Genomic DNA, 24047 nt, shown 5'->3' with positions numbered 1-24047 from the left:
CCACGTCTTTCCGTCCCCGACGGACGCGGCGACCGCCCCACGTGCGCCCGCCGTCGATGGGACGACCGCCGCCCGCGAGGACGGCGGCGTTGTTCGGCACGTACGCGGGCAGCATCGCCCAGAAGGCGGTGGCGACGAGAGAGACGACCATACCGACCCGTCGGCGGCGAAGAATGTAAGTTCCGACGGTTCGTCGCCGGGCGAGGCGCCGGAGTCGTTCGATTTCGTGGCCGAATCGATGATAACCCTCAATAGCTGACGGTCGTAATCGTCCGTTATGATTCCCCCCATCGCGAGCAGGTTCGTCGCGGGAGAGACCGCGGCGGGAGCGCTCGACCACGCCCGACGGATGAACGACGAGGGCGTGGCGGTCATCCTCAACCTCCTCGGGGAGCACTACGACGAGCGCGCCCCCGCGGACGAGGACACGGCGGCGTACGTCAGCCTCGTCGAGGACATCGCCTCGACCGGCATCGACGCCTGCGTTTCGGTCAAGCCCTCACAAATCGGCCTCGACGCGGGCGACCACGTGTTCGAGGAGAACTACCGGCGCATCGCCGAGGCGGCCGACGACCACGGCGTCTTCCTGTGGTGCGACATGGAGGACCACGAGACGACCGACGTGACCCTCGACGCCTTCGAGGAACTCGCTCGCGAGTTCGACGGCGGGATGGGACTGTGTGTGCAGGCGAACCTTAAGCGCACGCCCGACGACCTCGAACGCCTCGCCGACGTGCCGGGGAAGATTCGCCTCGTCAAGGGCGCGTACGACGAGCCCGCCGCGGTCGCCCATAAGCAGAAATCGGCGGTCAACGAGGCGTACAAGGAACTCCTCGCGTACCTGTTTCGGGAGTACGACGGCGGTATCGCCGTCGGGAGCCACGACCCCGAGATGATCGCCTACGCCCGCGACCTCGGCGCGGAGTACGACCGCGACTACGAGGTGCAGATGCTCATGGGCGTGCGCGAGGACGCCCAGCGCGAACTCGCCGCCGACGGCGTCGAGGTGTGGCAGTACGCGCCCTACGGCGACAAGTGGTTCTCGTACTTCTATCGCCGGGTCCGCGAGCGCAAGGAAAACGCCCTGTTCGCGCTCCGGGCCGTCGTCGGCGTCTGAGCGAGCGCTGGAACGCGGCGCGTGTCTCTCGTCCCACACTAGAAATCCCCTTATGCCCGCGGGTTCACGTACCCGATATCAATGTCCTCGTGGAGACGCGACTTCGCCAGCGGCCTCGTAGTTCTCGTTCCGCTCATCGTCATCCTGTACGTCCTCTCCATTCTGTACGGCGCAATCGTCCGCATTCCGGGAGTCGACCGCCTGTTGGAGTTTCCGGAGCCGTATGCCTACCTCTCGGAAGTGTTCGGGTTCTTCGTCGCCATCATCATCTTCCTGTTGTTGGTGCTTTCGGTCGGCTACCTGATGCGGACGACGGCCGGCCGCCTGCTCGAATCCGGCCTCGACGCCTCGATGAACAAGGTCCCGCTCGTTCGCGTCATCTACAACGCTTCTAAGCTCGCGGTCGAAACCGCGCTCACTGGCACCGAAGACCTCCAGAAGCCGGTCCGTCTCGAGACGTGGCCGGGCATCCGCATGACCGCGTTCAAGACCGGGAAGACGACCAAAGACGGCAAGGAGATCGTCTTCATGCCGACCGCGCCGAACATCACCACCGGATTCGTGATGGAAGTCGACCCCGAAGACATCGAGGAGACCGGCGAGAAGGTCGAAGAGGCCCTCACGCGCGTCCTCTCGGCCGGATTCGCAGAACAGGACCACGTCGACGAGTTCGACATCGAAGTGACCGAAGAGTCCGGCGACGGGCGGGTCCCCAGCAACGAGTGAAGACTCGGCGGCGGTCGTCGCTATCGGGCCGTGGCGGTACAGTGACGTGAAAAGGGAGCTCGTTTTCGCGGGCGTCTACGGTTACTGCTCGTCGACGTAGGTGAACCACTCTTCGTGGTCGTCGGTGCGACGCTCCACGAGGTCGAAGAAGGCGGTCTGCAGCTCCTCCGTGACCGGGCCGCGCGTGCCCTCGCCGATGACGACGTTGTCGACCTTGCGGATGGGGGTCACTTCGGCGGCGCTGCCGGTGAAGAACAGCTCGTCGGCCGTGTTGAGTTCGCCGCGGCTGATAGTCGCGCTGTCGTCGACCTCGTAGCCACGCTCGCGGGCGAGCGTGATGACGGTGTCGCGGGTGATGCCGTCGAGGATGCTCTGGGAGAGGCCGGGGGTGTAAATCTTCCCGTCGCGGACCATGAAGATGTTCTCGCCGGGACCTTCGGCGACGTTGCCCTCCTTGTTCAGGACGATGGCTTCGACGTAGCCGTTGCGGCGGGCTTCCTCGCCCGCGAGCATGGAGTTCACGTAGAGTCCGGTCGTCTTCGCGTTCGTCGGAATCTGGCTGGAGGCGTGCTTGCGCCACGACGAGACCATCACGTCGACGCCGTTTTCGAGGGCGTCCTCGCCGAGGTAGGTTCCCCACGGCCACGCCGCGATGGCGACCTCCGTCGGGTTGTCCTTGGGGCTGACGCCGAGCGAGTCGTAGCCGTAGAACGCGATGGGACGGATGTAGCCGCCGTCGAGGTCGTTGCGCCGGATGACCTCCAGCGTCGCCTCGGTGAGTTCCTCGCGCGTGTAGGGAATCTCCATGTCGTAGGGCTTCGCGGACTGATAGAGCCGTTCGAGGTGCTCCTCCCAGCGGAAGATGGCCGGGCCGCGGTCGGTGTCGTAAGCGCGAACCCCCTCGAAGACGCCCGTCCCGTAGTGGAGACCGTGAGTGAGGACGTGCACCGTCGCGTCCTCCCAGTCCTTGTACTCTCCACTCTGCCAGATCGTCGAGACATCCATCTCTTCAAATCCCATGTAGTGGCCTTCGGCGGCCCCCCTCTAAAATCATGACGACCCGACCACCGCCGCCCCCGGCGTTTTGTTCGCGGGCCGCCATGACGGGGTATGAGCCTCGAATCCGTCGCGGTCACGGGCGGGACCGGAAATATCGGGCCGGCCGTCGTCGCTCACCTGCGCGCGAGCGGCTACACCGTCACGAACCTCTCGCGGCACAGCGAGTCGTCGCTCGCGGACCACGACTACCGCGTGAGCGCGCTCAACCCGGGCGACCTCACGGCGGCGCTCAGCGACGTCGACGCCGACGCAGTCGTCCACCTCGGAACCATCTCGACGCCGACGAACGACCCCGGCCACCGCGTCTTCGAGAGCAACGTCCAGTCGACCTACGTCGTCCTCGAAGTCGCCGCCGCGCTCGGCATCGACCGCGTGGTCGTCGCCTCCAGCATGAGCGCTATCGGCGGGAGTTTCGAACCTGACCCCGCCCGCATCGACTTCCTCCCGGTGGACGAGACCCACCGCGCGACGCCCTCGAACCCCTACGGCCTCGGGAAGTACGTCGCCGAGCAGACCGCCGCGGGGTTCATCCGCCGCGACGACGCCCCGGAGACGGTCGCCAGCCTCCGGTTCCCGTGGATGCCGAGCGAGGAGGAGGCGAGACAAACGTTCGCCGAGGCCGACCGCTCGCTGTCGGGACTGCGGGACGCCGGGCACTTCCACACCGCGCGCAACACGCTCTTTTCGTACCTCGGCAGAGAGGACGCCGCGAGACTCGTCCGCCGGGCGCTCGAAGCCGACTTCGCGGGCCACGAGGTGTTCTGGGCCGCGGCCGCCGACACCTCGACGACCGTCGAGTCAGCGACAGTCGCCCGCGAGGTCTACCCCGGCGCGGAGGTGAGAACGCCGCTTTCGGGCCACGAGGCGCTCGTCTCGACCGAGAAAGCGGAGCGGCTGCTCGGCTGGGAACCGACGTGGTCGTGGTGCGGCGGGCGCGCGTGAGAAGGTAAATCGGGGCAAACCCCTTCGGCCGCTCAGACGAGTTCGTCGATGAGGCCGTCGCCGTCGACGAAGGCGAAGCCGTGTCGGTCGGCGTAGTCGCGGGCGGCGTCCTTCGAGAGCGCCGCGCCGGTCTCGTCGTCGAGCATCTCGCAGACGACGACCGCCGGCGGGATACCCGCCTCGTCGGCCATCGCGAGGCCGAGTTCGGTGTGGCCCTGCCGGTCCGAAAGCAGGTTCGGCGCGCCGCGGAGCAGGTGGACGTGGCCGGGCGCGCGGAACTCGCCGCCGAAGTCGTCGGCGTCGTACTCGCCGGCGCGGGCGGCCTCGGCGACGGGTGCGAGTCGAGAGATGGTCATCGCGCGGTCGCGGTCGGTGATGCCCGTGAAGGAGTCGCGGTGATTCACGGTGAACGAAAACGACGACCGCGAGTCGTACGCGAGGTCGTGAGACGACGCGGCCGGGTGGTCGAGCACGTCGTCCATGAACGGGAGGCCGAGGGACTCGGACACGTCGTTCGGGAGGGCGACGCAGACGAGGCCGCCAGCATCGTTGCGCATCCGGGCCACGTCGGCGGAGCCAACCGCGCCCGCGGGATAGACGAGGTCGGTTTCGCCCTCGCGGTCGTCGAAGTCGTGGACGAGCACCGGTTCGCCGGCGCGGAAGGCGTCGAGAACGCGCGAGACGGCGTCGAAGTCGCCGGTCGACTCGGCAGTTCGGCTCATTCGTACGCAACCTCCTCGACGCGGACCGTGACCGCGTCGCCGTCGTCAAGGTCGAGTTCGTCACGGAGTTTATCCGGCGCGATTATTTCCAGTTGCGACTCGTCGTGGTGGGTCCGCTCGGGGACGATGATGTGGACCGGCTCGTAGGACTCGTCGCCGACCGCGACGGAGGCGGCGTAACACGTCGCCGGGCCGAAGGTGCGTTCGTCGTCCTCCCAGCCGTCAATCGGAACCGCATCGAGGGCGGTCATCCCGGCGCGGGCGCGAACCGCGTCGTCGTCGAGGCGGACGTTCAGCGTGCCGGGGAACGGCTCGTAGCCGAGTCGGTCTTTGAACTGTTCCATGTATCCCGAAAGCGAGATGTAGTGGCGGCCCTCGCCCATTCCCCCGGTGACCTCGCCGTCGAGGACGACCACGGAGGGCGTCTCGAAGATGCGTCGGTAGTCGGCGTACTCCTGTCTGAGCGCGGACTCGCCCGCGTCGGTGATGGTTATCCACTGGCCGTCGGCGACGACCTCGCGGTCGACGAAGTCGGCCTCTTCGAGGCGCTGGAGGCGGCGCGAGGCCGTCTGGTTCGACACGTCGAGTCGATTCGCGACGCCGGAACAGGAGAGCTTGACCGGGCCGGAGCGCCCGCCGTCGAGCGCGACGAGTTTGAGCGTAGCCAACTCGTCGTACCCGACCGCCGCGGCGACTGCCGATTCTGACATACTCTCGGCTTCGAACGCGCGCCCCATAAGCGTATCGTATGTGGAATGCGTTCCAAAAGTGAGATGGTTTGCGAGGAGGGAAGCGGCGAGGCGGGACCGCCGTGGATACGCGACAGTTCCAATCGCGGACGGGTAAGTCCGTCGGTCAGTCTATCGCGGTGAAAAGGGTGTTTTTCGGGGTCAACACGGCCGAACCTCGCGATTCGGGGAACCGGAGTCGCCCGCGGTGGTCGGTGTGGGATGTGTGGAGACGCGGGAAATGCTGTGGTGGGGTGTGGTGGGTAGTGGTGGCGAGCGTGTGATTCCGCGTGCTTCGGACCCGGCAAGGCCGACGGGCGAACGGCGATTTCAGAGGGAGGACGCTCTCCGCTCGGTGCTGACCTGTGAGATACCCGCGTTCGCCGAGCAACTGGGACACGCGTACACGTTGCCGTCCTCGTCGCCGAAGACGCGGACGAAGTTGTTCGACACGAACGCATCGCAGTGGTTGCATTGACTCATGGGTGGGGTGGTGAGAGCGGCGGGTCGCCGCCCGTGATTTGAATGTCGTCCGCTTACGATATACCACTATTACCTAACTGGTAAGGTATTGGCACAGGTGGTGCTAAGACCACCCTGTAAACCGAGGGAAACGAACGTCCCCAACCGACGGGACCCGCGGGTCGCTCGGGCGGTTCGGAAAGGCCTTTAGCCGCCTATCGAGAATCCGCGTACATGTTCAGACAGTTCCGTGAGGAGGTCGAGACGGCGCTCTCTGCGGCGCTCTCGTCGCTCGACCTGCCCACCGACGACCTCGGGGTCGAGGAACCGCCGGAGGACGTACCCGCGACGCTCGCCTCCAGACGTCGCCTTCCGACTCGCCGGGGTCGTCGGCGCGCCGCCGCCGAAAATCGCCGCCGACATCGCCGAGGAACTCTCCGTCGAGGGCTACGACTACCTCGCCGCGGTCGACACGCAGGCCCGTACGTCAACTTCCACGTCTCCGACGCCTACTACGACGACACCCTCGACGCCGCCGCGGCCGACGAGGAGTACGGTCGCCTGCCCGCGACCGGCGACAGCGTCGTCGTCGAGCACACGAGCGCGAACCCGACCGGTCCGGTCCACGTCGGCCGCACCCGCAACCCGGTCATCGGCGACGCCGTCGCCAACCTGCTCGACTTCGCCGGCAACGACGTCGACCGCCACTACTACGTGAACGACGCCGGCCGCCAGATGGCCGTCTTCACGTGGGCCTACGAGACGTTCGACGAGGACGAACTCGACAGCGAACCCGCGCGCGAGCGCGTCGAGTACGACCTCGTCCGCTACTACCGCAAGGGCAACGCCTTCCTCGAGGAGGCCGACCCCGAGGAAGTCGAACAGGCCGAAGCCGAAATCACCGAGATTCTCCAGGGCATCGAGGAGGGCGACGAGGAGACGTACGCCCGCGTCGAGACCGTGGTCGACCAGGTGCTCGGCGGCATGCGCGAGTGTCTCGAACGCCTCCCCGCGGAGTTCGACGAGTTCGTCAAGGAGACGCGCTTCATGTTCGACGGGAGCACCCGCGACCTCGCCGAGCGCCTCAAGGAGACCGACCACGCCGTCTACGAGGAAGACGCGTGGCAGCTCGAACTCGACGACTACGGCTTCGAGAAGAACCTCGTGTTCCTCCGGTCGGACGACACCTCGCTGTACACGACGCGCGACCTCGCCCACCACGAGTGGAAGTTCGACAACTACGACCGCGCCGTGACCGTCCTCGGCGAGGACCACAAACTCCAGTCCGGACAGCTCCGCGCCGCGCTCGACATCCTCGGCAACGACGTGGACAAACTGGAGAACGTCATCTACTCGTGGGTCAACCTCCCCGGCGGCGAGACGATGTCCACCCGAAAGGGGACGGGCGTCATGCTCGACGACCTCCTCGACGAGGCCATCGACCGCGCCCGCGACGAGGTCGAGACCCGCCTCGAAGGCCGCACCCGCGACGACGACCTCGGCGAGGCCGACATCGACCGCATCGCCCGGCAGGTCGGCATCGGCGCGGTCCGCTACGACATCGTCTCCAAACAGCCCACGAAGACTATCACCTTCGAGTGGGACCAGGCGCTCAACTTCGAGGCCCAGTCCGCGCCGTACATCCAGTACGTCCACGCGCGCTGTTGCGGCATCGCCGACGAGGCGGCTGCCGCCGGTCTCGACGCGAGCGAGGTCGACCCAACCGTGCTGACGACCGACGCCGAGCGCGACCTGCTGGCGACCATCGCGCGGTTCCCCGCCGTCGTCGAGGCCGCGGCCGACGACCTCGAACCCCACACCGTGGCGACGTTCGCCCGCGAACTCGCCGAGGTGTTCAACACCTTCTACCGCGAGTGCCCCGTGCTCGACGCCGACGAGGAGGTCGGCGCGGCCCGCCTCGCGCTCGTGGAGGCCTCGCGGAACGCGGTGGCGAACGCGCTCTCAATCGTGGGCGTGGAAGCACCCGAGTCGATGTGACCCCGGGCTAAGCGAGTTCTTCGGCGACGGCTTTTTTCGAGCGGTTCAGAGGAAAAGCGGGAGCGCCGCGGCCCCGGCGATGAGCGACCCACCGACCGAGAAGACGACGGCGGCACCGCTGCCGAGCGCGAGGACGAGAAACAGGACTATCCACCAGAAGGGAACGGACTCAGAGTCTGCCATAGAGGGCTTTCCGCAGACGCGAGTAAAAGGCCTTCCCGTTTAGCCGAGGAAGCGACTGAAGAATCCCTTTTTCTTCTCGTCGCGCTCGTCGTCGTCGAACGACTCGACCTCCTCAACGAGCGAAGTTGTGTAGACACCCTCCTCGTCGCCGCCGGCTTCGGGAGATTCGGTGGCGTCGGCGTCAGTGTCGGCGTCAGTCTCGGAATCGCTCGGCTCGGCCTCGGCGACGAGAGGTTCGTCCGCGCCGGGCGCGTCCGTCTCCTCGGCGTCGGGGTCGACGTCCGCAGAGACGGACTCCGCCGATTCGGAATCCTCAGCTTCGGACCCCTCAGTCACCGGGTCGGCATCGTCCGCCCGCCCCTCGGGAGCCTCGACGGCGTCGTCGGACGGTGAACTGGGCGACAGGTCGCCGACCGACTCCTCTTCGACCGCCCCTTCAGCGAGCGGGTCCGCGTCCGTCGCACCGGCGTCGGCATCGACATCCAGAGCGGCCTCGTCGGCTGACGAGGTGCCGCGAGTGACCGCTTCGAGGTCCGCCGCCAGCGGGTCATTCTCCGGTTCCTCGTCGCCGAGCGGTTCGGGGTCGGCGACCATCGAGTCGTCGGACGTGTCGGCCGCCAGCGGGTCGGCCGGCGCGTCGTCATCACCGGCTTCGGCGGCGGCCTCACGAGCGTCTGGGGCTTCGACGACATCGTCGGGTTCGGCGGCGTCGTCACCGCCTATCGGGTCGGCGACTGCATCCGTTTCGACCGCCGGTTCGCCCGCGTCGGGGTCGGCGGGGTCCGCGTCGGGTTCGGCGGCGTCGTCCGACGCCTCGACGGAGCCACCGGAGAACGGAATCGACGCCTCGAGGTCGTCGTCCGGTTCGGGGGCGTCAGTGGTCTCGGCCGCCGACTCTGGGTCCGTGTCAGTGGTCTCGGCTTCGACTTCGGGTTCCGGTTCCGGCTCGGACGCCGCTTCGGGGTCCGCGTCGACCTGAACGACCGACGTGTGCTCACTCGCCTCCGGCGTGTCCGCTTCGTCGTCGGCCGCGCCGTCGTCGCTGGCCACGTCGGAAGCTGATTCCGCGGTGGCCGCCGGTTCGGGTTCCGTGTCCGACTCGTCCGTGGTGGCCTCAAACTCCGCCGAATCGACCGCATCGTCCGGAATCGGGACCGGCTTGCCGGTGAGCGCTTCGGCGAGGGCGCGGTAGCCCGCGGCCGCGATGCTGTCGGGCGAGCGGGCGACGACCGGAACCTGCGTGCTGAGCGCCTCGCGGATGGCCGGGTCCTCGGGGACGACGGCGATGACGCCAGCGTCGAGGAGCGAGGCGACCACGTCGGCGTTCGGGTTCGACTGGTTGACGCGCGTGAGGACGACGCCGACCACGTCGGCACCGATGCGCTCGCCGAGCTGTCGGGTCTTTTCGGTGTCGCCGAGCGCCTCGCGCTCGGTCGTCGAGACCAAGACGACCTCGTCGGCGAGCTTCAGCGGGACGAAGGTGTCGTCGCTCAGCCCCGCACCCGTGTCGATGATGACGATATCGTAGCTCGCTTCGAGCGCCGAGACGACCGGTTCGAGTTCCTTGGCGTTCGCCGTCGCGAACGCTTCGAGGGCGTTCGAGCCGGGGAGCACCGAGAGTCCTGCCGGTCCCTCGTAGACGGCCGCCTCGACCGCCGACTCGCCTGCCAATACGTCGTGAAGCGTCGCCCCATCCGGGTCGACGCCGAGCGCGCCGGCGAGATTCGGCATCCCGAGGTCACCGTCGACGACGACGACATCGTGACCGGCCATCGCGAGCGTCGTCCCGAGGTTGGCCGTGGTCGTCGTCTTTCCAACCCCGCCTTTCGCGCTGGCAACTGCGTACACCCGGGCCATAATTCCAACGTCGAAGTCCACCCGTGACAGCCACATAAATGTTCTCCGACCGCGCTCGTCTCGAAGTCGGGTCGTAGGGCGGCTCGTGCGGCGGGATACCGCGGAACGTGACCAGTCAAAGGTTACTTAGCCGCTGGAGGGACTAGGTGGAGTGATGAGTAGCGACGCTGAGGAGGCGAGCGAGGACCGCCGAAAGTACGAATTCAAGAAGGTCATCGAGGACCTGCGAGAGTACGAAGGGTCAGGAACGCAGCTCGTCACCATCTACATCCCCGAAGACAAGCAGATTTCCGACGTGGTCGAACACGTCATCACGGAGCACAGCGAAGCGTCTAACATCAAATCGAAGCAGACGCGAACGAACGTCCAAGACGCCCTGACGAGCATCAAGGACCGACTCCGGTACTACGGCACCTTCCCACCGGACCGCGGTATCGTCATGTTCTCCGGTGCGGTCAACTCCGGCGGCGGCCAGACCGACATGGTCACGAAGGTGCTGGAGAGCCCGCCGGAGCCGATTCAGTCGTTCCGGTACCACTGCGACTCGAACTTCCTCACCGGACCGCTCGAGGACATGCTCATGGACAAGGGCCTGTTCGGCCTCATCGTCCTCGACCGCCGCGAGGCCAACGTCGGCTGGCTCAAGGGCAAGCGCGTCGAGCCTGTCAAGAGCGCCTCGTCGCTCGTCCCCGGTAAGCAGCGCAAAGGTGGTCAGTCCGCCCAGCGTTTCGCCCGCCTCCGCCTCGAAGCCATCGACAACTTCTATCAGGAGGTCGCCGGCATGGCGAACGACCTGTTCGTCCCCAAGCGACACGAGATGGACGGCATCCTCGTGGGCGGTCCCTCGCCGACGAAAGACGAGTTCCTCGACGGCGACTACCTCCACCACGAACTGCAGGACCTCGTCGTCGGGAAGTTCGACGTGGCCTACACCGACGAGTCCGGCCTCTACGACCTCGTCGACGCCGGCCAGGACGCGCTGGCCGACCAAGAGGTCATCAAGGACAAAAAGCAGATGGAGGAGTTCTTCGAGAAGCTCCACCGCGGCAACGAGTCCACCTACGGGTTCGAGGCGACGCGGAAGAACCTCGTGATGGGGTCGGTCGACCGCCTCCTCATCTCCGAGGACCTGCGGAAGGACATCGCCATCTACGACTGCGACGGCCAAGAGGAGTACGAACTCGTCGACCACCGTCACAACACGCCCACCCACGAGTGCGAAGGTGGCTCGGAGGCCGAACTGAAAGAGCGCGAGGACGTCATCGAGTGGCTCATGGACCTCGCCGACCAGCGCGGCACCGAGACGAAGTTCATCAGCACGGACTTCGAGAAAGGCGAACAGCTCTACGACGCGTTCGGCGGTATCGCCGGCATTCTCCGGTACTCCACCGGCGTCTAAGCGACTCCTCCTCGGCGTCTTCGCGCGCCACGGTGTCAGACAGCACAGAGCGGCGGCGCTCAGAGGAACGCGTCCAACTGCGCCTGCCGACGGGCGACGTCGAAGTGAGGGTTGGTCGCCTCCCGCTGGAGTCGGTCGAGCGTGAGATGCACGTCGATGCCAGACTGTTCGGCGAACTCGACGCAGTCGACGATGCCGGCGCAGTTGAGCGCCAGCGAGTCGAGCATGCCGACGAGGAGCGCGACCGCAGCGCCCGCGTCGCCCTCGGGAAGCACGTCCGCGAACGGCCGCGAGTCGCCGTCGGTCGGCACCGTCTCCGTCGGATGAAGTCGGAGACAGCCGGCGCACAACCCGACAGTCAGCGCCGCCTCGGGCGCGTGAGACGCTAGCGGTTCGGGCACTGCGAAGACGGCGAGTTCACCGTCGCAGTCGGGACAGGACATGAGAGTCTCTACGCGCCGAGACGGTGAAAAACGGTCGGAGACTCGACCGAGAAGAGAACGGAATCGAGAGAGAACGGGTCAGTCGGGTCAGTCGGCCGTCGCCGCTTCCGCTTCGGCCGCCGCTTTCTCGGCGGCGCGCTCTTCCTTCTCTTCTTCTTCCTTCTTCGCCTTGATCTTCTTCAGACGGAAGATCTCCTCGCGTTCCTGTTCTTCGAGCTTCTGCTCGATGTACTCCTGGTTCTCGTAGAGCTCCGGCAGGAGCTTGAACTCGAGCGCGTTGACGCGGCGCTTCGTCGTCTCGATCTCTTCGAGCATCTTCTTCATCGCCGTCTCGACCTCCGCGGCGAGGATGATGGATTCGAGGAGCTCCTCGTAGGCGTCCGCGGCCTCGTCGATGCGGGCCGAGGAGCCGAGCAGCCCGTAGCCGCGCTGGTCGAGGCTCTTTTTCACGCGCGAGGACTCGATCTGCGGGACGACGACGCCCATGATGTTCTTCGACTGCGTCGTGATTTCGGGGTACTCTTTCAGCGCAGCGGCCGCGCCGCGGACGGCCACGTCGCCCTCCATGGCGCGGGCCATGTTGATTTTGTTCTGCGCGCGCTCGTAGTCCTGATTGAGGTTGGCCCGCACGTCCTGGGCCTGGTCGAGGATGTCCATGAACTCCATGATGAGCCCGTCACGCTTCTGCTCGAGCGTGTCGTGGCCCCGCTCGGAGAGTTCGATGCGATCTTCGATCGCCATCAAGTTCTTGCGGGTCGGCTTGACGTCTTCGGCCATCGTTGGCGGGGGTTGTTCGCCTGGGGTGTTAATCTTTTACTGTCTGGCCGGCCAGACCGGCCGGAATCGGTCGTGAACGGTCGAAGGCGTCACGTCTGTGGGTCGAGACCGCGATTCAGTTCGCGGGTCGTCACGGGCGCTGATGTCGGCGTCCCGGGGGCGGGAGACATCGAGCAGCTGTCAAAAATCCGGATATACCCGTTAGTACGGTTCTCCATCGAAAAATCGAGAGATGAGTTTTCGCTCCGCCGCGTGCAGATGTTGGTGAAACGTCGCCCGCGAGACGCCCATCGTCTCCGCGAGTTCGTCGCCGGTGACGGCGTGCGGCCACTCGAAATACCCGCCGAGGTAGGCGAGTTGGAGGGCCGACTGCTGGCGGTCGGTGAGGTCGTCGTTGACGCTCGCGACGAACTCGCGGCGCGCCACCGGCGGTTCGGACCGGTTCGTGACGGAGCGGAGTTCGGCGTTCGCCGCGACCGTCTTGAAGTCGTCGAGGAGCGCCCGCCCCGCCACGCGGTCGGGGACGACGACCGTAAGCCGACAGCCGAGGCGGTCTACTTCGAGGTCGACGAGTCGCCCGCCCGCGTCGGCGACGAGGTGGACGAGCGACCCGTCGGCGAAGGTGAGTTCGTAGAGTTCGGCGTCGTCACCGCGGGGGAGGACGTCGACGCTCCGAAGACCGTCGAGGTCGGTGTCGGCTTCCTCGAACTCCGTCGCGGGGTCCGTCGAGACGAACAGACTCACGGTCCCGTCGTCGTGTTGGGCCGAACCGCGGTACGAGAGTTCGCAGTCCCCCGCGGCGGCGAGTCGGACCAGCGGCTGCGTCTCGTCGCGCACCTCGAGTTCGAGTTCGAGCCGCTCGTCGGACAGCAGGGACCGCCGGCTCTCGAACGCGTCGATGGCCGCGCCGACCGCCCTACCGAGCGTCCCGAGCACCACCCGAACCTGATCGTCGAGTTCCGTGGCGTCGGTGTAGACCGTCAGGACGCCGTACAGCGTCCCGCTGTGGACTAGCGGAACCGCGATGACGGAGTCGAACGGGACGAGCGCCTCCGCGGAGACGTTCCCGTCGCCGACGGTCGCCGACTGGACGGTCCGCGTCTCCGCGGCGCGGGCGGTGGGGTCGCTGGGGTCAGACCGGTCGATTTCGAGGCCGTCGAGGAATCCGGTGTCGGTTCCCGCCCGCTCGTTCGGGACGATGACCGCCGGTGCGAGGTCGCAGTGGCCGACCCACGCGCAGTCGAACGACCCGGCGGCGGTGACTCGGTCGCAGACGGCGGCTTCGAGTTCTTGTCTGCTCTCCGCGCGGACGAGCGCGCTCGTCACGTCCGCCAACAAGCCCTCGATATGCTCGACGAGCGTCTGGAGCCGCGCGCGCTCCTCGTCGACTCTCTCGGCGTACCGCTCGGCGGCCGCCTCCGCGCGCACGCGCTCCGTGATATCGGTCTGGAAGCCGACGTAGTGTGTCACCTCGCCGTCCGGCCCGCTCAGCGGCGCGACGTCGACCCGGTTCCAGAACGTCTCGCCGTTCGCGCGGTAGTTCAGCAGTTCGACCGACGCCGCCTCCTCGGCCTCGATGGCGCGGCGGAGTTCGGCGACGCGCTCGGGGTCGGTGTTCGGTCCCTGAAGGTATCGGCAGTTCCGCCCCAGCGCCGCGTCGGCCGAGTAGCCGGTCATCGTCTCGAACGCCTCGTTGACGTAGACGAGCGGTCGGTCGGGCAACGAGCAGTCGGCGAGTCGGCGACGGTGATGCCGACCGGAGCCTCGTCTATCGCCTGTTCTTTCAGGTCCTCCGTTATCTTGCTCGCGGCCGCCGCGCCGCGGCGACGCCACGCGACGACGCTTTCGACCCGCTCCGGAAGCCGCTCGAAGAGGTTCGAATCGACGATCGGAACTACGTCGGCCGCGCCGGCGTCGCGGGCGGCCGCCGCCGAGAGGTCGCCGTCAGTCGGGACGACGACGACAAGCGGGACCGAGAGCGTGCCGTGGACCGCTTCGACATCCGCGAGTCGGTCGGTCGCGAGCACGACGCAGTCGACCTGCTCGTCCTCGGCGCGCTGGCCCGCCGCCCCGACCGACGAGGTGACCGACACCGAAAGCGGCGAGAGTTCGTCCAGCAGTCGCTCCCGGTCGACGGCGGGACCGACGACCGCGAGGACGCGAGCGCGAGACGAAGTGGCGTCCATGTGGTGTCGTCGTGGGCGAGACGTAAGGAAGTTCTCGCGGGCGGCGCGCGGCCGCACGGCTCAGAAGAGACGAACGGCGCGAATAGAAGAGGAGAATCGAACCGAGGGACGAACGCGGCGTTCGTCGGGGTCTAGGCTTCCGCTTCGACCGACTCGGCGTCTTCTTCGTAGTAGTCCTCGATGAGCTCTTCGTCGATACGGTTGAGCTCGGACTTCGGGAGCATCGACAGGAGGTCCCAGCCGATGTCGAGGGTGTCCTCGATGGACCGGTCCGTGTCGAAGCCCTGGTTGACGAACTCGGCTTCGAAGCGCTCGGCGAAGTCGAGGTACTTGTTGTCACGCTCGGACAGCGCCTCGCGACCGACGATGTTCACGAGGTCGCGCAGGTCTTCACCCTCCGCGTACGCCGCGTACATCTGGTCGGACACGTCGGCGTGGTCCTCGCGGGTGAGGCCCTCGCCGATACCGTCGTCCATGAGACGCGACAGGGACGGAAGCGGGTTGATCGGCGGGCGGATGCCCTGCGAGTTGAGGTCGCGGTCGATGTAGATCTGGCCCTCGGTGATGTAGCCGGTCAGGTCCGGAATCGGGTGCGTGTCGTCGTCACCCGGCATCGTGAGGATGGGAATCTGCGTGACAGACCCTTCGCGTCCCTCGATGCGACCCGCACGCTCGTAGAGCTGTGCAAGGTCGGTGTACATGTAACCCGGGTAGCCACGGCGACCGGGGACCTCTTCACGAGCCGCGCCGATCTCGCGGAGCGCCTCGCAGTAGTTGGTCATGTCGGTCAGGATGACGAGGACGTGGTAGTCCTTGTCGAACGCGAGGTACTCGGCGGTCGTCAGCGCGAGACGCGGCGTGACCGTCCGCTCGACTGCGGGGTCGTCCGCGAGGTTCGTGAAGACGACGGAGCGCTCGAGTGCGCCCGTGCGCTCGAAGTCCTCCATGAACTCGTTTGCCTCTTCCTGCGTGATACCCATCGCGCCGAAGACAACTGCGAACTCGGACTCTTCGCCGCTGTCTTCGTCCTCGGGCACCGTCGCCTGACGGGCGATCTGGAGCGCGAGGTTGTTGTGGGGAAGCCCCGACGCGGAGAAGATGGGGAGCTTCTGGCCGCGGACGAGGGTGTTCATGCCGTCGATGGCGGAGACGCCGGTCTGGATGAACTCCTCGGGGTACTCGCGGGAGTAGGGGTTGATTGCCGCGCCGACGATGTCCCGACGCTCGTCGGGGACGATTTCGGGGCCGCCGTCGATGGGCTGGCCGGACCCGTCGAGCACGCGCCCGAGGAGGTCCTCGGTCACGGGCATCTTGAGGGTCTCGCCGAGGAACCTGACGGACGCGTTCCTGTCGATACCGGTCGTGCCTTCGAACACCTGAATCGCGACGAGGCCCTCGGAGGATTCGAGAACCTGTCCGCGCTTGGTTTCGCCTTGGGGCGTCTCGATTTCGACGATTTCGTCGTAACCGATCGGCTCGTCGACCTCGGCGAACACCAGCGGGCCGCTGATTTCGGTGATAGTCTGGTATTCCTTCATGGTCTCAGTACAGCTCGCGGAGCTGCTCGGTGATCTCTGCTTTGAGGTCCTCGATGTACGCCTCCCAGTCTTCCTGCACACCGATGCGGTTCAGCCGGGGAGCCGCCTCGATGGCCTGAATCTCTTCGACGGGGACGCCGGCTTCGAGCGCCTTGAACGCCTCGTCGTTGAACGTGTGGATGGCGGTGAGGATACCGTACGTCTTCTCGGGGGAGCAGTACGTGTCCGTCGGGTGGAACGCGTTCTGCTGGAGGTACGCCTCGCGGAGGTAGCGAGCGATTTCGAGGGTCAGCTGCTGGTCCTCCGGCAGGGCGTCCTTACCGACGAGCTGAACGATCTCCTGCAGTTCGTTCTCCTCGTCGAGCACGTCGACGGCCCACTGGCGCTCTTCGGCCCAGTCGTCCTCGACGTTCTCGACGAACCACGGGTCAAGCTGCTCTTGGTAGAGCGAGTACGACTCGTTCCAGTTAATCGCCGGGAAGTGACGGCGCTCTGCGAGGTCCGCGTCGAGCGCCCAGAACGTCTTCACGATACGCAGGGTGTTCTGCGTGACCGGCTCGGAGAAGTCGCCGCCCGGCGGCGAAACCGCGCCGATGACGGAGACGGAACCTTCCTCGCCGTTGACGGTCGTGAAGTAGCCGGCGCGCTCGTAGAACTCGGAGAGACGCGCGGCGAGGTACGCGGGGTACCCCTCTTCGCCGGGCATCTCTTCGAGACGCGAGGAAATCTCGCGCATGGCCTCGGCCCACCGGGAGGTGGAGTCGGCCATCAGCGCGACGTCGTATCCCATGTCGCGGTAGTACTCCGCGATGGTGATGCCGGTGTAGATACAGGACTCGCGGGCCGCCACGGGCATGTTGGACGTGTTCGCGATGAGGCACGTCCGGGCCATGAGCGGGTTCCCGGTCTTCGGGTCGTCGAGTTCCGGGAAGTCCTCGATAACCTCGGTCATCTCGTTACCGCGCTCGCCACAGCCGACGTAGACGACGATGTCCGCGTCGGCCCACTTGGCGAGCTGGTGCTGGGTGACCGTCTTCCCGGAGCCGAACGGACCCGGAATCGCGGCCGTTCCGCCCTTCGCGATTGGGAACAGACCGTCGAGGATGCGCTGCCCCGAGACGAGCGGTTCGCGCGGGGTCTTCTTCTCCGCGGCGGGGCGAGCCTGACGCACCGGCCACTCCTGGTGCATCGTGATCTCCTCGCCGTTGTCGAGTTCGACGACCGTCTCGGTGACGGAGAACTCGCCTTCCTCGACGGCGACGACCTCGCCGCCCTCGAAGTCCGGCGGGACCATGACCTTGTGTTCGATGGTCACGGTCTCGGGGACCGTCCCCACGACGTCGCCGGAGGCGACCTCGTCGCCTTCGGAGACGGTGGGTTCGAACTCCCACTTCTTTTCGAGGTCGATACCCGGCGCGTCGACACCGCGGTCGAGGAACGCCGAGTTCATCTTCGACTCCAGCACGTCCAGAGGACGCTGCACGCCGTCGTAGATGGCGTCCATCATCCCCGGACCGAGGTCGACGGTCAGCGGTTCGCCCGTACTCTCGACGGGTTCGCCGGGACCGACGCCGGAGGTCTCTTCGTACACCTGAATAGTCGTGAGGTCGCCCTCGATTTCGATGACCTCGCCCATCAGCCTTCGTCGCCGACGTAGACGACGTCGTTCATGCGGGCGTCGAGGCCACGGGCGGTCACGACCGGACCACTCACGCTTGCGATGACACCGTCCTCGCGAACGGAATCTTGTGTTGCCTGACTCATGTTTGGTTATTCGTCCATCAGATCGATACCGATTGCTCTCTTGATCTGGTCACGGAGGCCGCTCGCGCCGCCGGAACCGCCGAGCGTCACGAGCGTCGGCTCGATGCTGCGCTCGACCGACTGCCGGGCGTTACGCGAGAGGTGGTCGAGGTCGTCTTCGTGCATCACGATGATGCCGACGTCCTCGTCCTCCAGCGTTCGCGTCACGGCCTCGTCGAGTTCGTCGTCCTTCGCTTCGTCCGGGACGTTCTCGAACTTGCGGACACCCGCAAGCCGAAAGCCCGTGGTGAAGTCCGGACTGCCGATAACTGCGATTTCCTGGCTCATATGGTGACCAGCTCCTCTTCTATTGCATCGGGGTCCAGCCCGGCTTCGCGGCCGCGGGCGATGGCCCGAATGTTGTCCACCTCGCGCTCCTTGGCGAGGATGTACGAGACGATTGGCGTGACAGAAAGCGGGAACACGTAACCGAGCGTGTCCGCGTACTCCAAGAGCGCCGCGTCGAGGGCGCGCTCGAAGCCGATGAGGCTGTCTGCCTCTTCGAGGTCCGAAAGGGCCGTCGAGAGGCGGTCGCCGTACCGGCTGTCACGGATCTTCGACACCAGCTCGTCCGGGCTGGTCGCCAGCGACGCGAGCTCCGACGCGCGGAACAGCGTGCCGCCCTCGATGAAGTAGTCGACGGGGTCGAGGTCGGCACCGCTGCGAGCGATACGGAGCGCGTTGCGGGCGTTTCGGAAGTCGATTTCGGCTTCGAGGAACTCGCGGTACTGCTTTGCCTCTTCGCCGACGACCAGACCCTCGAGCAACTGCTCGTAGAAGGCGCGGTCGACCGCGTTCTCCAGCGGGACGAGGACGCCGACTTCCTCGTACTCCTCGTAGGCGGCCGCGAGGCCGTCGCCGAAGATGGTACCGGAGAGGATGCTGACGACCTCCTCCATCTCGCCTGCGTCGAGCAGCCGCGAGAAGAGTCGGTCGTCGAACTCGCCGGCCCGGATGAGGTCGGATTCGACTTCCTCGCGGGTCGCGCCAGAGTAGATACCGCGGATAATCGTCTTCACGTTCCACGCGTCGAACTTGCGGAGGTACCGCGCGATGAGGTCGTAGAGGCGGCCGTCTGCCCAGTCGAGGATATCGTTGAACTGCTTCGCCAGATTCTGGTTCAGCGCGTACTCGATGAGGTCGACGCCGGAAAAACGGCTCCCGAGCGCGTTGACCTCTGTCTCGTACTCCGATTCCTCCATGAACCGAGCGATTTCGGCCGGCCCCATGCGGACCAGTTTGCGGTACTCCTCGTCGCCGAACAGGGCACTACGTCGCGCTCGAACGCGAGCGATGACGTATTCGGGATTCGAGCCGCCTGTAGTGCTCATTGGTCGTCGAACAGTCGCGCACTCACTTCCTTCAGATTGTCCTCCCAGACTGTGTCGAGGACCGAGTCGAAGGTGTTGTTCACCCGGACGCGCGAGTTCGAGCCCTCGACCACGACGCCACCGAGACAGTCGCGCTCGCCGGCGAACTCGTAGCCGTCGTAGTCTTCGAGGATGCTCGAAAGCAGGTCCTCGTCGGCGGCGCGGCCGTAGACGGAGACTTCGTCTTCGTCTTCGAACTCGACCGACGCCGCATCGAGCAGCGAGCGGGTGAGCTCTTCGCGACGGTCGCCTTCCAGCTCGGCGAGTTCGCTTTCGACCTGCTCGCGGACGCGCTGGAGCACGTCACGGCGGGCGCTGAGCCGAGCCTGCTTGGCTTCGAGCTTCGCGCTGGAGAGCGCCTGTTCGCGCTCCCGTTCGAGTTGCTGCTCGACGTCCGCCTTCCGCGATTCGAGGAGCTCTTCGGCATCGGCCTCGGCCTCGGCGACGATTTCGTCTGCCTGTTCCTGGCCGTCCTGCCTGATGTCCTCTGCGCGTGCGCGGGCTTCGTCTCGGATGTCCTCAACGACGTTGTCCAAACTCATAATGGGAAAGAGAGGGGGTGCGTTAGGCCGCGAAGACAACGACCAGTGCGAGGATAACGAGGGTCTCGGGGAGAACCGTAAGGACCAGCCCGTTGACGAAGAGGTCCTCGTCTTCCGCGATGGCACCCATCGCAGCGGAACCGATGCCACGCTCCGCATAGCCTGCGGCGAAGGCGGCGATACCGACCGAGAGGGCCGCCGCAGCGTCGGCGGTGATAGCGGGCGAGGAAGCGGTTTCATTCTGCAGTGCAGTCATGAGGGGTTCAATTGCTTCAATCATTGTGTGTTCCTGAGTACCGGATTGTCGTCTCCGAACGTCTGCATGTGGCGTCAGCCGTATCATAAAGGTTCCCAAAACGTCTGGAGCGGTCTGTCTACGACGGCGGAATCGTCGTCATTGCAAAAGCAGTCGCTCCCAGCGGACAAAAGTCAAAAAAGAATCGTCGGTGAGGGTTAGTCTTCGGTCGTGAACTCGCGGTCGTAACCGAACGGGTTGTACTCGCGGCCGCCGCCCTCGAAGAACTTGTTGAAGAACTCGACGTACTCGAGACGCACGGCCTGCAGGCCGGCGCTCGTAACGCCGAGCGCGAGGACGACCAAGTGACCGACGACGAGGACGAGCAGTCCGCCCACGACGCCCGCGGCACCCGTGTGGAAGATGCCGCCGAACAGGACCTCGGTCACTTCGTAGCCGTGGTAACTCAGCGTTTCACCCGCGCCGAGTGCCGCAACCGCGGCGGAGTCGGGCATCCCGCCGAGCCCGAAGTGCCAGCCGCCGTGGTCGTCGACGTACACGCCGAAGACGAGCAGGTTGACGGCGAACGCCATCGACGCCTTCGCGATGAGGACTGCGCCGAGACGCGTGTACGACAGGACGTTCGAAAGCGGGGCGGCGAACTCGACGAGTTCGGCCAGTTCGGCCGTCCCGAGCAGCGCCGCGCCGAGGAAGTACAGCCCGAGGCCGGCCCAACCGACGGTGTACGAGAAGCCGGAGAAGCCGAGCGGGATGAGTCCGTCAGCCGCGAACGTGGTGAACAGGAACTCCGGCGGCACGCCACCGAGCGCGTCGCTGAAGATCCAGATCCACAGGCCGTTCAGCATGAGGATCCACGAACCGCTTTCGAGGACCGCCTCCTTCGCGCCGTGGAGTTCGTAGTTCTCGAAGAAGTCGAGGATGTACCCCACGTTGACGTGGAAGATACCGACGGCGACGCTCACGGTGAGCCAACCGAGGGCCCACTCAGAGGTGGCCGGCGACAGTCCCTTCTCGATGGGCGGGTGCGACATCCCGAGCACTCCTTCCCAGAAGTATTCGGTGATGAGGTGGAAGCCGAATATCTCGCCGTAGAGGATGCCGAACAACGTCGTGAACAGCCCCGCGGCGATGGTGACGCCACCCATGCTCTTTATCGCGCCGTCGTCGAACTTCGAGTAGAGGAAGAAGCCGATGGCGGTGTAGATGACACCGTACCCGAGGTCACCGATCATGAACCCGAAGAACGTCGGGAACGTCAGGAACAGGATGATGGTCGGGTCGAACTCGTAGTAGCTCGGGCGGTTGACCGCCTGAACGAGGATTTCGAACGGCTTGACTGCGCCGCTGTTCTTCTGGACGACCGGCGGGTCGTCGCTGGACATCGAGACCGTTCCGCCGTCGGTGGCGGCGACCGTACCGCCGGTCTCGGCGACGTCCTCGCGCGCGTGGTCGTGTCCGTCACGCGAGAACTCGGCGCGTTCGAGTTCTTCGACCGCGACGTGCTCGCCGACCTCGTCTTTGAGCGTGCTCGCGAACGTGTTGTAGCGCTCGGTCGGTATCCAGCCCTCGGCGACGAAGGCGTTCTCCGTCGTCGCGAACGAAAGCGGCGCTTCCGTCTTCTGGACGTCGATTGCGAGGCGCTCTTCGGCGGCGAGGAGGAACTCGCCCTCCTCGACGGCGATGTCGTGAAGCTCGGACTCGACGGTATCGAGCTTCGACTCGACTTCGCGCTTCTGCTGTTCGAGGTCGCGGATGTGCTCTTCGGGGCTTCCCGAGGCGTCCGGGACTTCGAGCGTGGCGAACTCGACGCCGACGAGCGCGTCGGCGAGCGCCATCTCGTCGGCACCGTCGACCGGGCGACCGAAGATGGCGTGCGTGCGCTCACCCGAGAAGATCTCGTAGGCGTTGATGTCGTCGGCGTCGACGACGGCACGCTCGACGGGTTCGACCTTCCCCTGTCCGACGACGACCTGCAGGGTCTCGTACCCCGAAAGCAGGTCGAGGTCGAGTCCGAGGTCGACGAACGGCTCCATCGCGTCGATTTCTTCGTCCACCGCGCGGAGCTCGTTTTCGAGCTCGGAGCGGCGGTCGTCCAGTTCATTGACCTCGGCTCGAATCTCTTCGAGGGGCTCGCCGAGCGCGTCGTCGGGGACGATGCGCTGCCGGCCGGAGTCGGTGTCTTCGACCCCGAGGATGCTCTTGAGCGAGCGGACGGTAACGAGCTTGTCGGACGCGCTCTCGGCGCCTTCGATGGGCGACCCCGTCTCGAATCCGAACTCCTCCTGCCACGAGCCGTCGTATTCGGTGACGTGCAGCAGTCGGAGGTCGTGGACAGCCTCGATGACCTCGGGCATGACGCCCTTGGAACCGGTCACCGAGACCTTGCTCATCTGCTCAGGTCTGAGCATCAACCGCCTCCTCGAATTGGCCGATGGCGAATTCGACCGCGTCGTCGATGTGGTCTTCCGCCTCGGCAACCAGTTCGTCGCGGGCGTCCTCGCCTTCTTCGAGGATGCGTTCCCGCTCCGACTCTATGTCCGCGCGTCCCTCCTGTAGACGCTCGGATTCGAGCTCTGCGGCCTCTTCTTCGGCCTCGGAGCGAATCTCATCGGCTTCGCGACGCGCCTCCGCGACGAGCTCCTCACGTTTGGCCTCGGCCTCTTCAACGATGTCGTCGGCCTCCTGCTCGGCCGTTTTGATTCGTTCGAGAACCTCTTGTCTCGGCATACTCGTATCACAGGAACGTTGCACAAGCGCTGTATAAGGTGTTTGCGGAAAGTCTGTGACAGACGCTCGGGGGACGCGGGGATTCACCCCCCCGTGAACGCCGACCCGGCGCGGCGAATCCGCACCGTTATCATCGGTGAGTCCTAATCCCGGCGCGATGGGAGTCCTCGAAAACAAAGCGCGGGCCCGCCTGTTCTACAAGTACCTCTCGAAGGTGTACGACCGGGTGAACCCGTTCATCTGGAACGAGGAGATGCGCGACGAGGCGCTGGAGATGCTCGACATCCAGCAGGGCGACCGCGTCCTCGACGTGGGCTGTGGCACCGGCTTCGGAACCGAGGGACTGCTCCGCTACACCGACGACGTCCACGGCCTCGACCAGAGTATCCACCAGATGCAGAAGGCGTGGGAGAAGTTCGGCAAGAACGACGAGGTCAGGTTCTATCGCGGGGACGCAGAGCGGCTCCCCTTCGCCGACGACTCCTTCGACGTCATCTGGTCGTCCGGCTCCATCGAGTACTGGCCGAACCCGGTCACCGCGCTCGAGGAGTTCCGACGCGTGGTGAAGCCGGGGGAGCAAGGTGCTCGTCGTCGGTCCCGACGACCCGAAATCCGGCGTCTTCCAGAAGTCTGGCGGACGCCATCATGCTGTTCTACGACGAGGAGGAAGCCGACCGGATGTTCGAGGCCGCCGGCTTCGTCGACATCGAACACCACATCCTCCAGCGCCAGCCGGGCAGCCCGCGGGCCATCGTGACCATCGCGCGCGCACCAGAGGAATAAACGCGACCGCCGCGTTCGACTCGGACGCTCGTTTTCGTCACCGCTGACTCACGACGCGCTCGCTTCGAGCGCTGCGACCGGCGTTTCCCCGTCGAAGACGCGGACGGTTACCGTCGCGCCGAGTTCGATGTCCGGGTCGTTCGTCCCCGCGAGTTCGAGCGTCGCCGTCTCGCCCGCTGTCCACCGGGAGTCGGCCGCGGCGTTGAACGGACCGGTCGGTCCCGGCTGGAACCCGCTGGCCGAGAAGAACGGCACGGGCGGTTGGTGGGCGAGCGGCGCTCCGTCCACGGAGATGCGAATCGCGAGCGAATCCACGTCGAGCGGCGCGCCGCCCTCGTGAGTCAGTGACAGCGTATCACCCGAAACCGCGAGCGAGAGCGCCGTCGGTCGGGTCGGCGTCGGCGAGGAGTCGGCCGCGTCGAACGCCGC

20 protein-coding genes and 5 pseudogenes are annotated in these 24047 nt (G+C 66.0%); 6 read left to right on the top strand and 19 right to left on the bottom strand.

All coding sequences use genetic code 11. The features are described 5' to 3' along the window. A pseudogene (locus ATB1_RS20635) lies at positions 1-151 on the bottom strand (CDP-archaeol synthase); the annotation flags it as partial. Between the two features lie 126 nt (positions 152-277). Between ATB1_RS20635 and ATB1_RS09285 the strand changes: the two are divergent. Next, complete coding sequence (locus ATB1_RS09285; RefSeq protein WP_042663450.1) at positions 278-1117, top strand: proline dehydrogenase family protein; 840 nt, start codon at positions 278-280, stop codon at positions 1115-1117. Positions 1118-1198: 81 nt separating this feature from the next. Next, a complete protein-coding gene (locus ATB1_RS09280) occupies positions 1199-1843 on the top strand; it encodes a DUF502 domain-containing protein (RefSeq protein WP_042663449.1) in 645 nt (214 codons plus the stop codon). Positions 1844-1924: 81 nt separating this feature from the next. On the opposite strand, the gene ATB1_RS09275 is transcribed toward ATB1_RS09280, so the two are convergent. Continuing rightward, positions 1925-2863: a branched-chain amino acid transaminase gene (locus ATB1_RS09275; RefSeq protein ID WP_042663448.1), complete on the bottom strand. Its 939-nt coding sequence runs from the start codon at positions 2861-2863 to the stop codon at positions 1925-1927. Positions 2864-2953: 90 nt separating this feature from the next. Between ATB1_RS09275 and ATB1_RS09270 the strand changes: the two genes are divergently transcribed. Continuing rightward, positions 2954-3844, top strand: a complete 891-nt coding sequence (locus ATB1_RS09270) for an NAD(P)-dependent oxidoreductase (RefSeq protein WP_042663447.1) — start codon at positions 2954-2956, stop codon at positions 3842-3844. Between the two features lie 32 nt (positions 3845-3876). On the opposite strand, the gene ribB is transcribed toward ATB1_RS09270, so the two are convergent. The 3 genes from ribB to ATB1_RS22410 all read right to left on the bottom strand — a co-directional run bounded on the left by ribB (position 3877) and on the right by ATB1_RS22410 (position 5777). Further along, entirely contained in the window at positions 3877-4566 is a 690-nt protein-coding gene (gene ribB / locus ATB1_RS09265) for a 3,4-dihydroxy-2-butanone-4-phosphate synthase (RefSeq protein ID WP_042663446.1), read from the bottom strand. Next, a complete protein-coding gene (locus ATB1_RS09260) occupies positions 4563-5303 on the bottom strand; it encodes a DUF120 domain-containing protein (RefSeq protein WP_198526077.1) in 741 nt (246 codons plus the stop codon). The genes ribB and ATB1_RS09260 overlap by 4 nt, the downstream gene beginning before the upstream one ends. A 321-nt stretch (positions 5304-5624) precedes the next feature. Then, positions 5625-5777, bottom strand: coding sequence for a hypothetical protein (locus tag ATB1_RS22410; RefSeq protein ID WP_198526076.1), 153 nt, complete (start codon positions 5775-5777; stop codon positions 5625-5627). A 213-nt stretch (positions 5778-5990) separates the two neighbouring features. On the opposite strand from ATB1_RS22410, the pseudogene argS reads away from it, so the two are divergent. Next, positions 5991-7754: pseudogene (gene argS, locus ATB1_RS09255) on the top strand (arginine--tRNA ligase). A 45-nt stretch (positions 7755-7799) separates the two neighbouring features. Here argS and ATB1_RS22405 read toward each other — a convergent pair. Then, positions 7800-7937, bottom strand: a complete 138-nt coding sequence (locus tag ATB1_RS22405) for a hypothetical protein (protein ID WP_198526075.1) — start codon at positions 7935-7937, stop codon at positions 7800-7802. Between the two features lie 39 nt (positions 7938-7976). After that, positions 7977-9794: a cell division ATPase MinD gene (gene minD / locus ATB1_RS09250; protein WP_042663451.1), complete on the bottom strand. Its 1818-nt coding sequence runs from the start codon at positions 9792-9794 to the stop codon at positions 7977-7979. 154 nt (positions 9795-9948) lie between these two features. Between minD and prf1 the strand changes: the two genes are divergently transcribed. Continuing rightward, on the top strand, positions 9949-11193 hold the full coding sequence (gene prf1 / locus ATB1_RS09245) for a peptide chain release factor aRF-1 (RefSeq protein ID WP_042663445.1): 1245 nt from the start codon (positions 9949-9951) through the stop codon (positions 11191-11193). A gap of 59 nt (positions 11194-11252) precedes the next feature. Here prf1 and ATB1_RS09240 read toward each other — a convergent pair whose 3' ends face one another. The 11 genes and pseudogenes from ATB1_RS09240 to ahaH all read right to left on the bottom strand — a co-directional run bounded on the left by ATB1_RS09240 (position 11253) and on the right by ahaH (position 22835). Then, a complete protein-coding gene (locus tag ATB1_RS09240; RefSeq protein ID WP_042663444.1) occupies positions 11253-11636 on the bottom strand; it encodes a DUF6276 family protein in 384 nt (127 codons plus the stop codon). Positions 11637-11723: 87 nt separating this feature from the next. Then, positions 11724-12413, bottom strand: coding sequence for a V-type ATP synthase subunit D (locus ATB1_RS09235; RefSeq protein ID WP_004969029.1), 690 nt, complete (start codon positions 12411-12413; stop codon positions 11724-11726). A 201-nt stretch (positions 12414-12614) separates the two neighbouring features. Then, positions 12615-14599: pseudogene (locus tag ATB1_RS09230) on the bottom strand (bacterio-opsin activator domain-containing protein). Between the two features lie 131 nt (positions 14600-14730). Then, on the bottom strand, positions 14731-16137 hold the full coding sequence (locus ATB1_RS09225) for an ATP synthase subunit B (protein ID WP_042663443.1): 1407 nt from the start codon (positions 16135-16137) through the stop codon (positions 14731-14733). A gap of 4 nt (positions 16138-16141) precedes the next feature. Further along, positions 16142-17901, bottom strand: a pseudogene (locus tag ATB1_RS09220) (ATP synthase subunit A). Positions 17902-17907: 6 nt separating this feature from the next. Beyond that, positions 17908-18228: a V-type ATP synthase subunit F gene (locus tag ATB1_RS09215; RefSeq protein ID WP_004044608.1), complete on the bottom strand. Its 321-nt coding sequence runs from the start codon at positions 18226-18228 to the stop codon at positions 17908-17910. Next, entirely contained in the window at positions 18225-19271 is a 1047-nt protein-coding gene (locus tag ATB1_RS09210; protein ID WP_042663442.1) for a V-type ATP synthase subunit C, read from the bottom strand. Before ATB1_RS09210 ends, ATB1_RS09215 begins: the two co-directional genes overlap by 4 nt. After that, on the bottom strand, positions 19268-19852 hold the full coding sequence (locus ATB1_RS09205) for a V-type ATP synthase subunit E (protein ID WP_042663441.1): 585 nt from the start codon (positions 19850-19852) through the stop codon (positions 19268-19270). Before ATB1_RS09205 ends, ATB1_RS09210 begins: the two co-directional genes overlap by 4 nt. Positions 19853-19874: 22 nt before the next feature. Beyond that, positions 19875-20132 carry a F0F1 ATP synthase subunit C gene (locus tag ATB1_RS09200; protein WP_004973645.1) on the bottom strand — a complete coding sequence of 86 codons (258 nt, stop codon included), beginning with the start codon at positions 20130-20132 and terminating at the stop codon, positions 19875-19877. A 173-nt stretch (positions 20133-20305) separates the two neighbouring features. Further along, positions 20306-22516: a V-type ATP synthase subunit I gene (locus ATB1_RS09195; RefSeq protein WP_042663440.1), complete on the bottom strand. Its 2211-nt coding sequence runs from the start codon at positions 22514-22516 to the stop codon at positions 20306-20308. After that, positions 22503-22835 (bottom strand): ATP synthase archaeal subunit H, encoded by a 333-nt coding sequence (gene ahaH, locus ATB1_RS09190; RefSeq protein WP_008091423.1) that lies wholly within the window; start codon positions 22833-22835, stop codon positions 22503-22505. Before ahaH ends, ATB1_RS09195 begins: the two co-directional genes overlap by 14 nt. 157 nt (positions 22836-22992) lie before the next feature. Here ahaH and ATB1_RS09185 point away from each other — a divergent pair. Beyond that, a pseudogene (locus ATB1_RS09185) lies at positions 22993-23618 on the top strand (methyltransferase domain-containing protein). Between the two features lie 48 nt (positions 23619-23666). On the opposite strand, the gene ATB1_RS09180 reads toward ATB1_RS09185, so the two are convergent. Next, positions 23667-24047 (bottom strand): hypothetical protein (locus ATB1_RS09180; RefSeq protein ID WP_042663439.1); only part of this gene is annotated, 381 nt, incomplete at its 5' end.

The organism is Haloferax sp. ATB1 (assembly GCF_000730175.1).
Note: the sequence above shows the minus strand (reverse complement) of the source record. Positions and strands in the feature narration are given on the sequence as shown.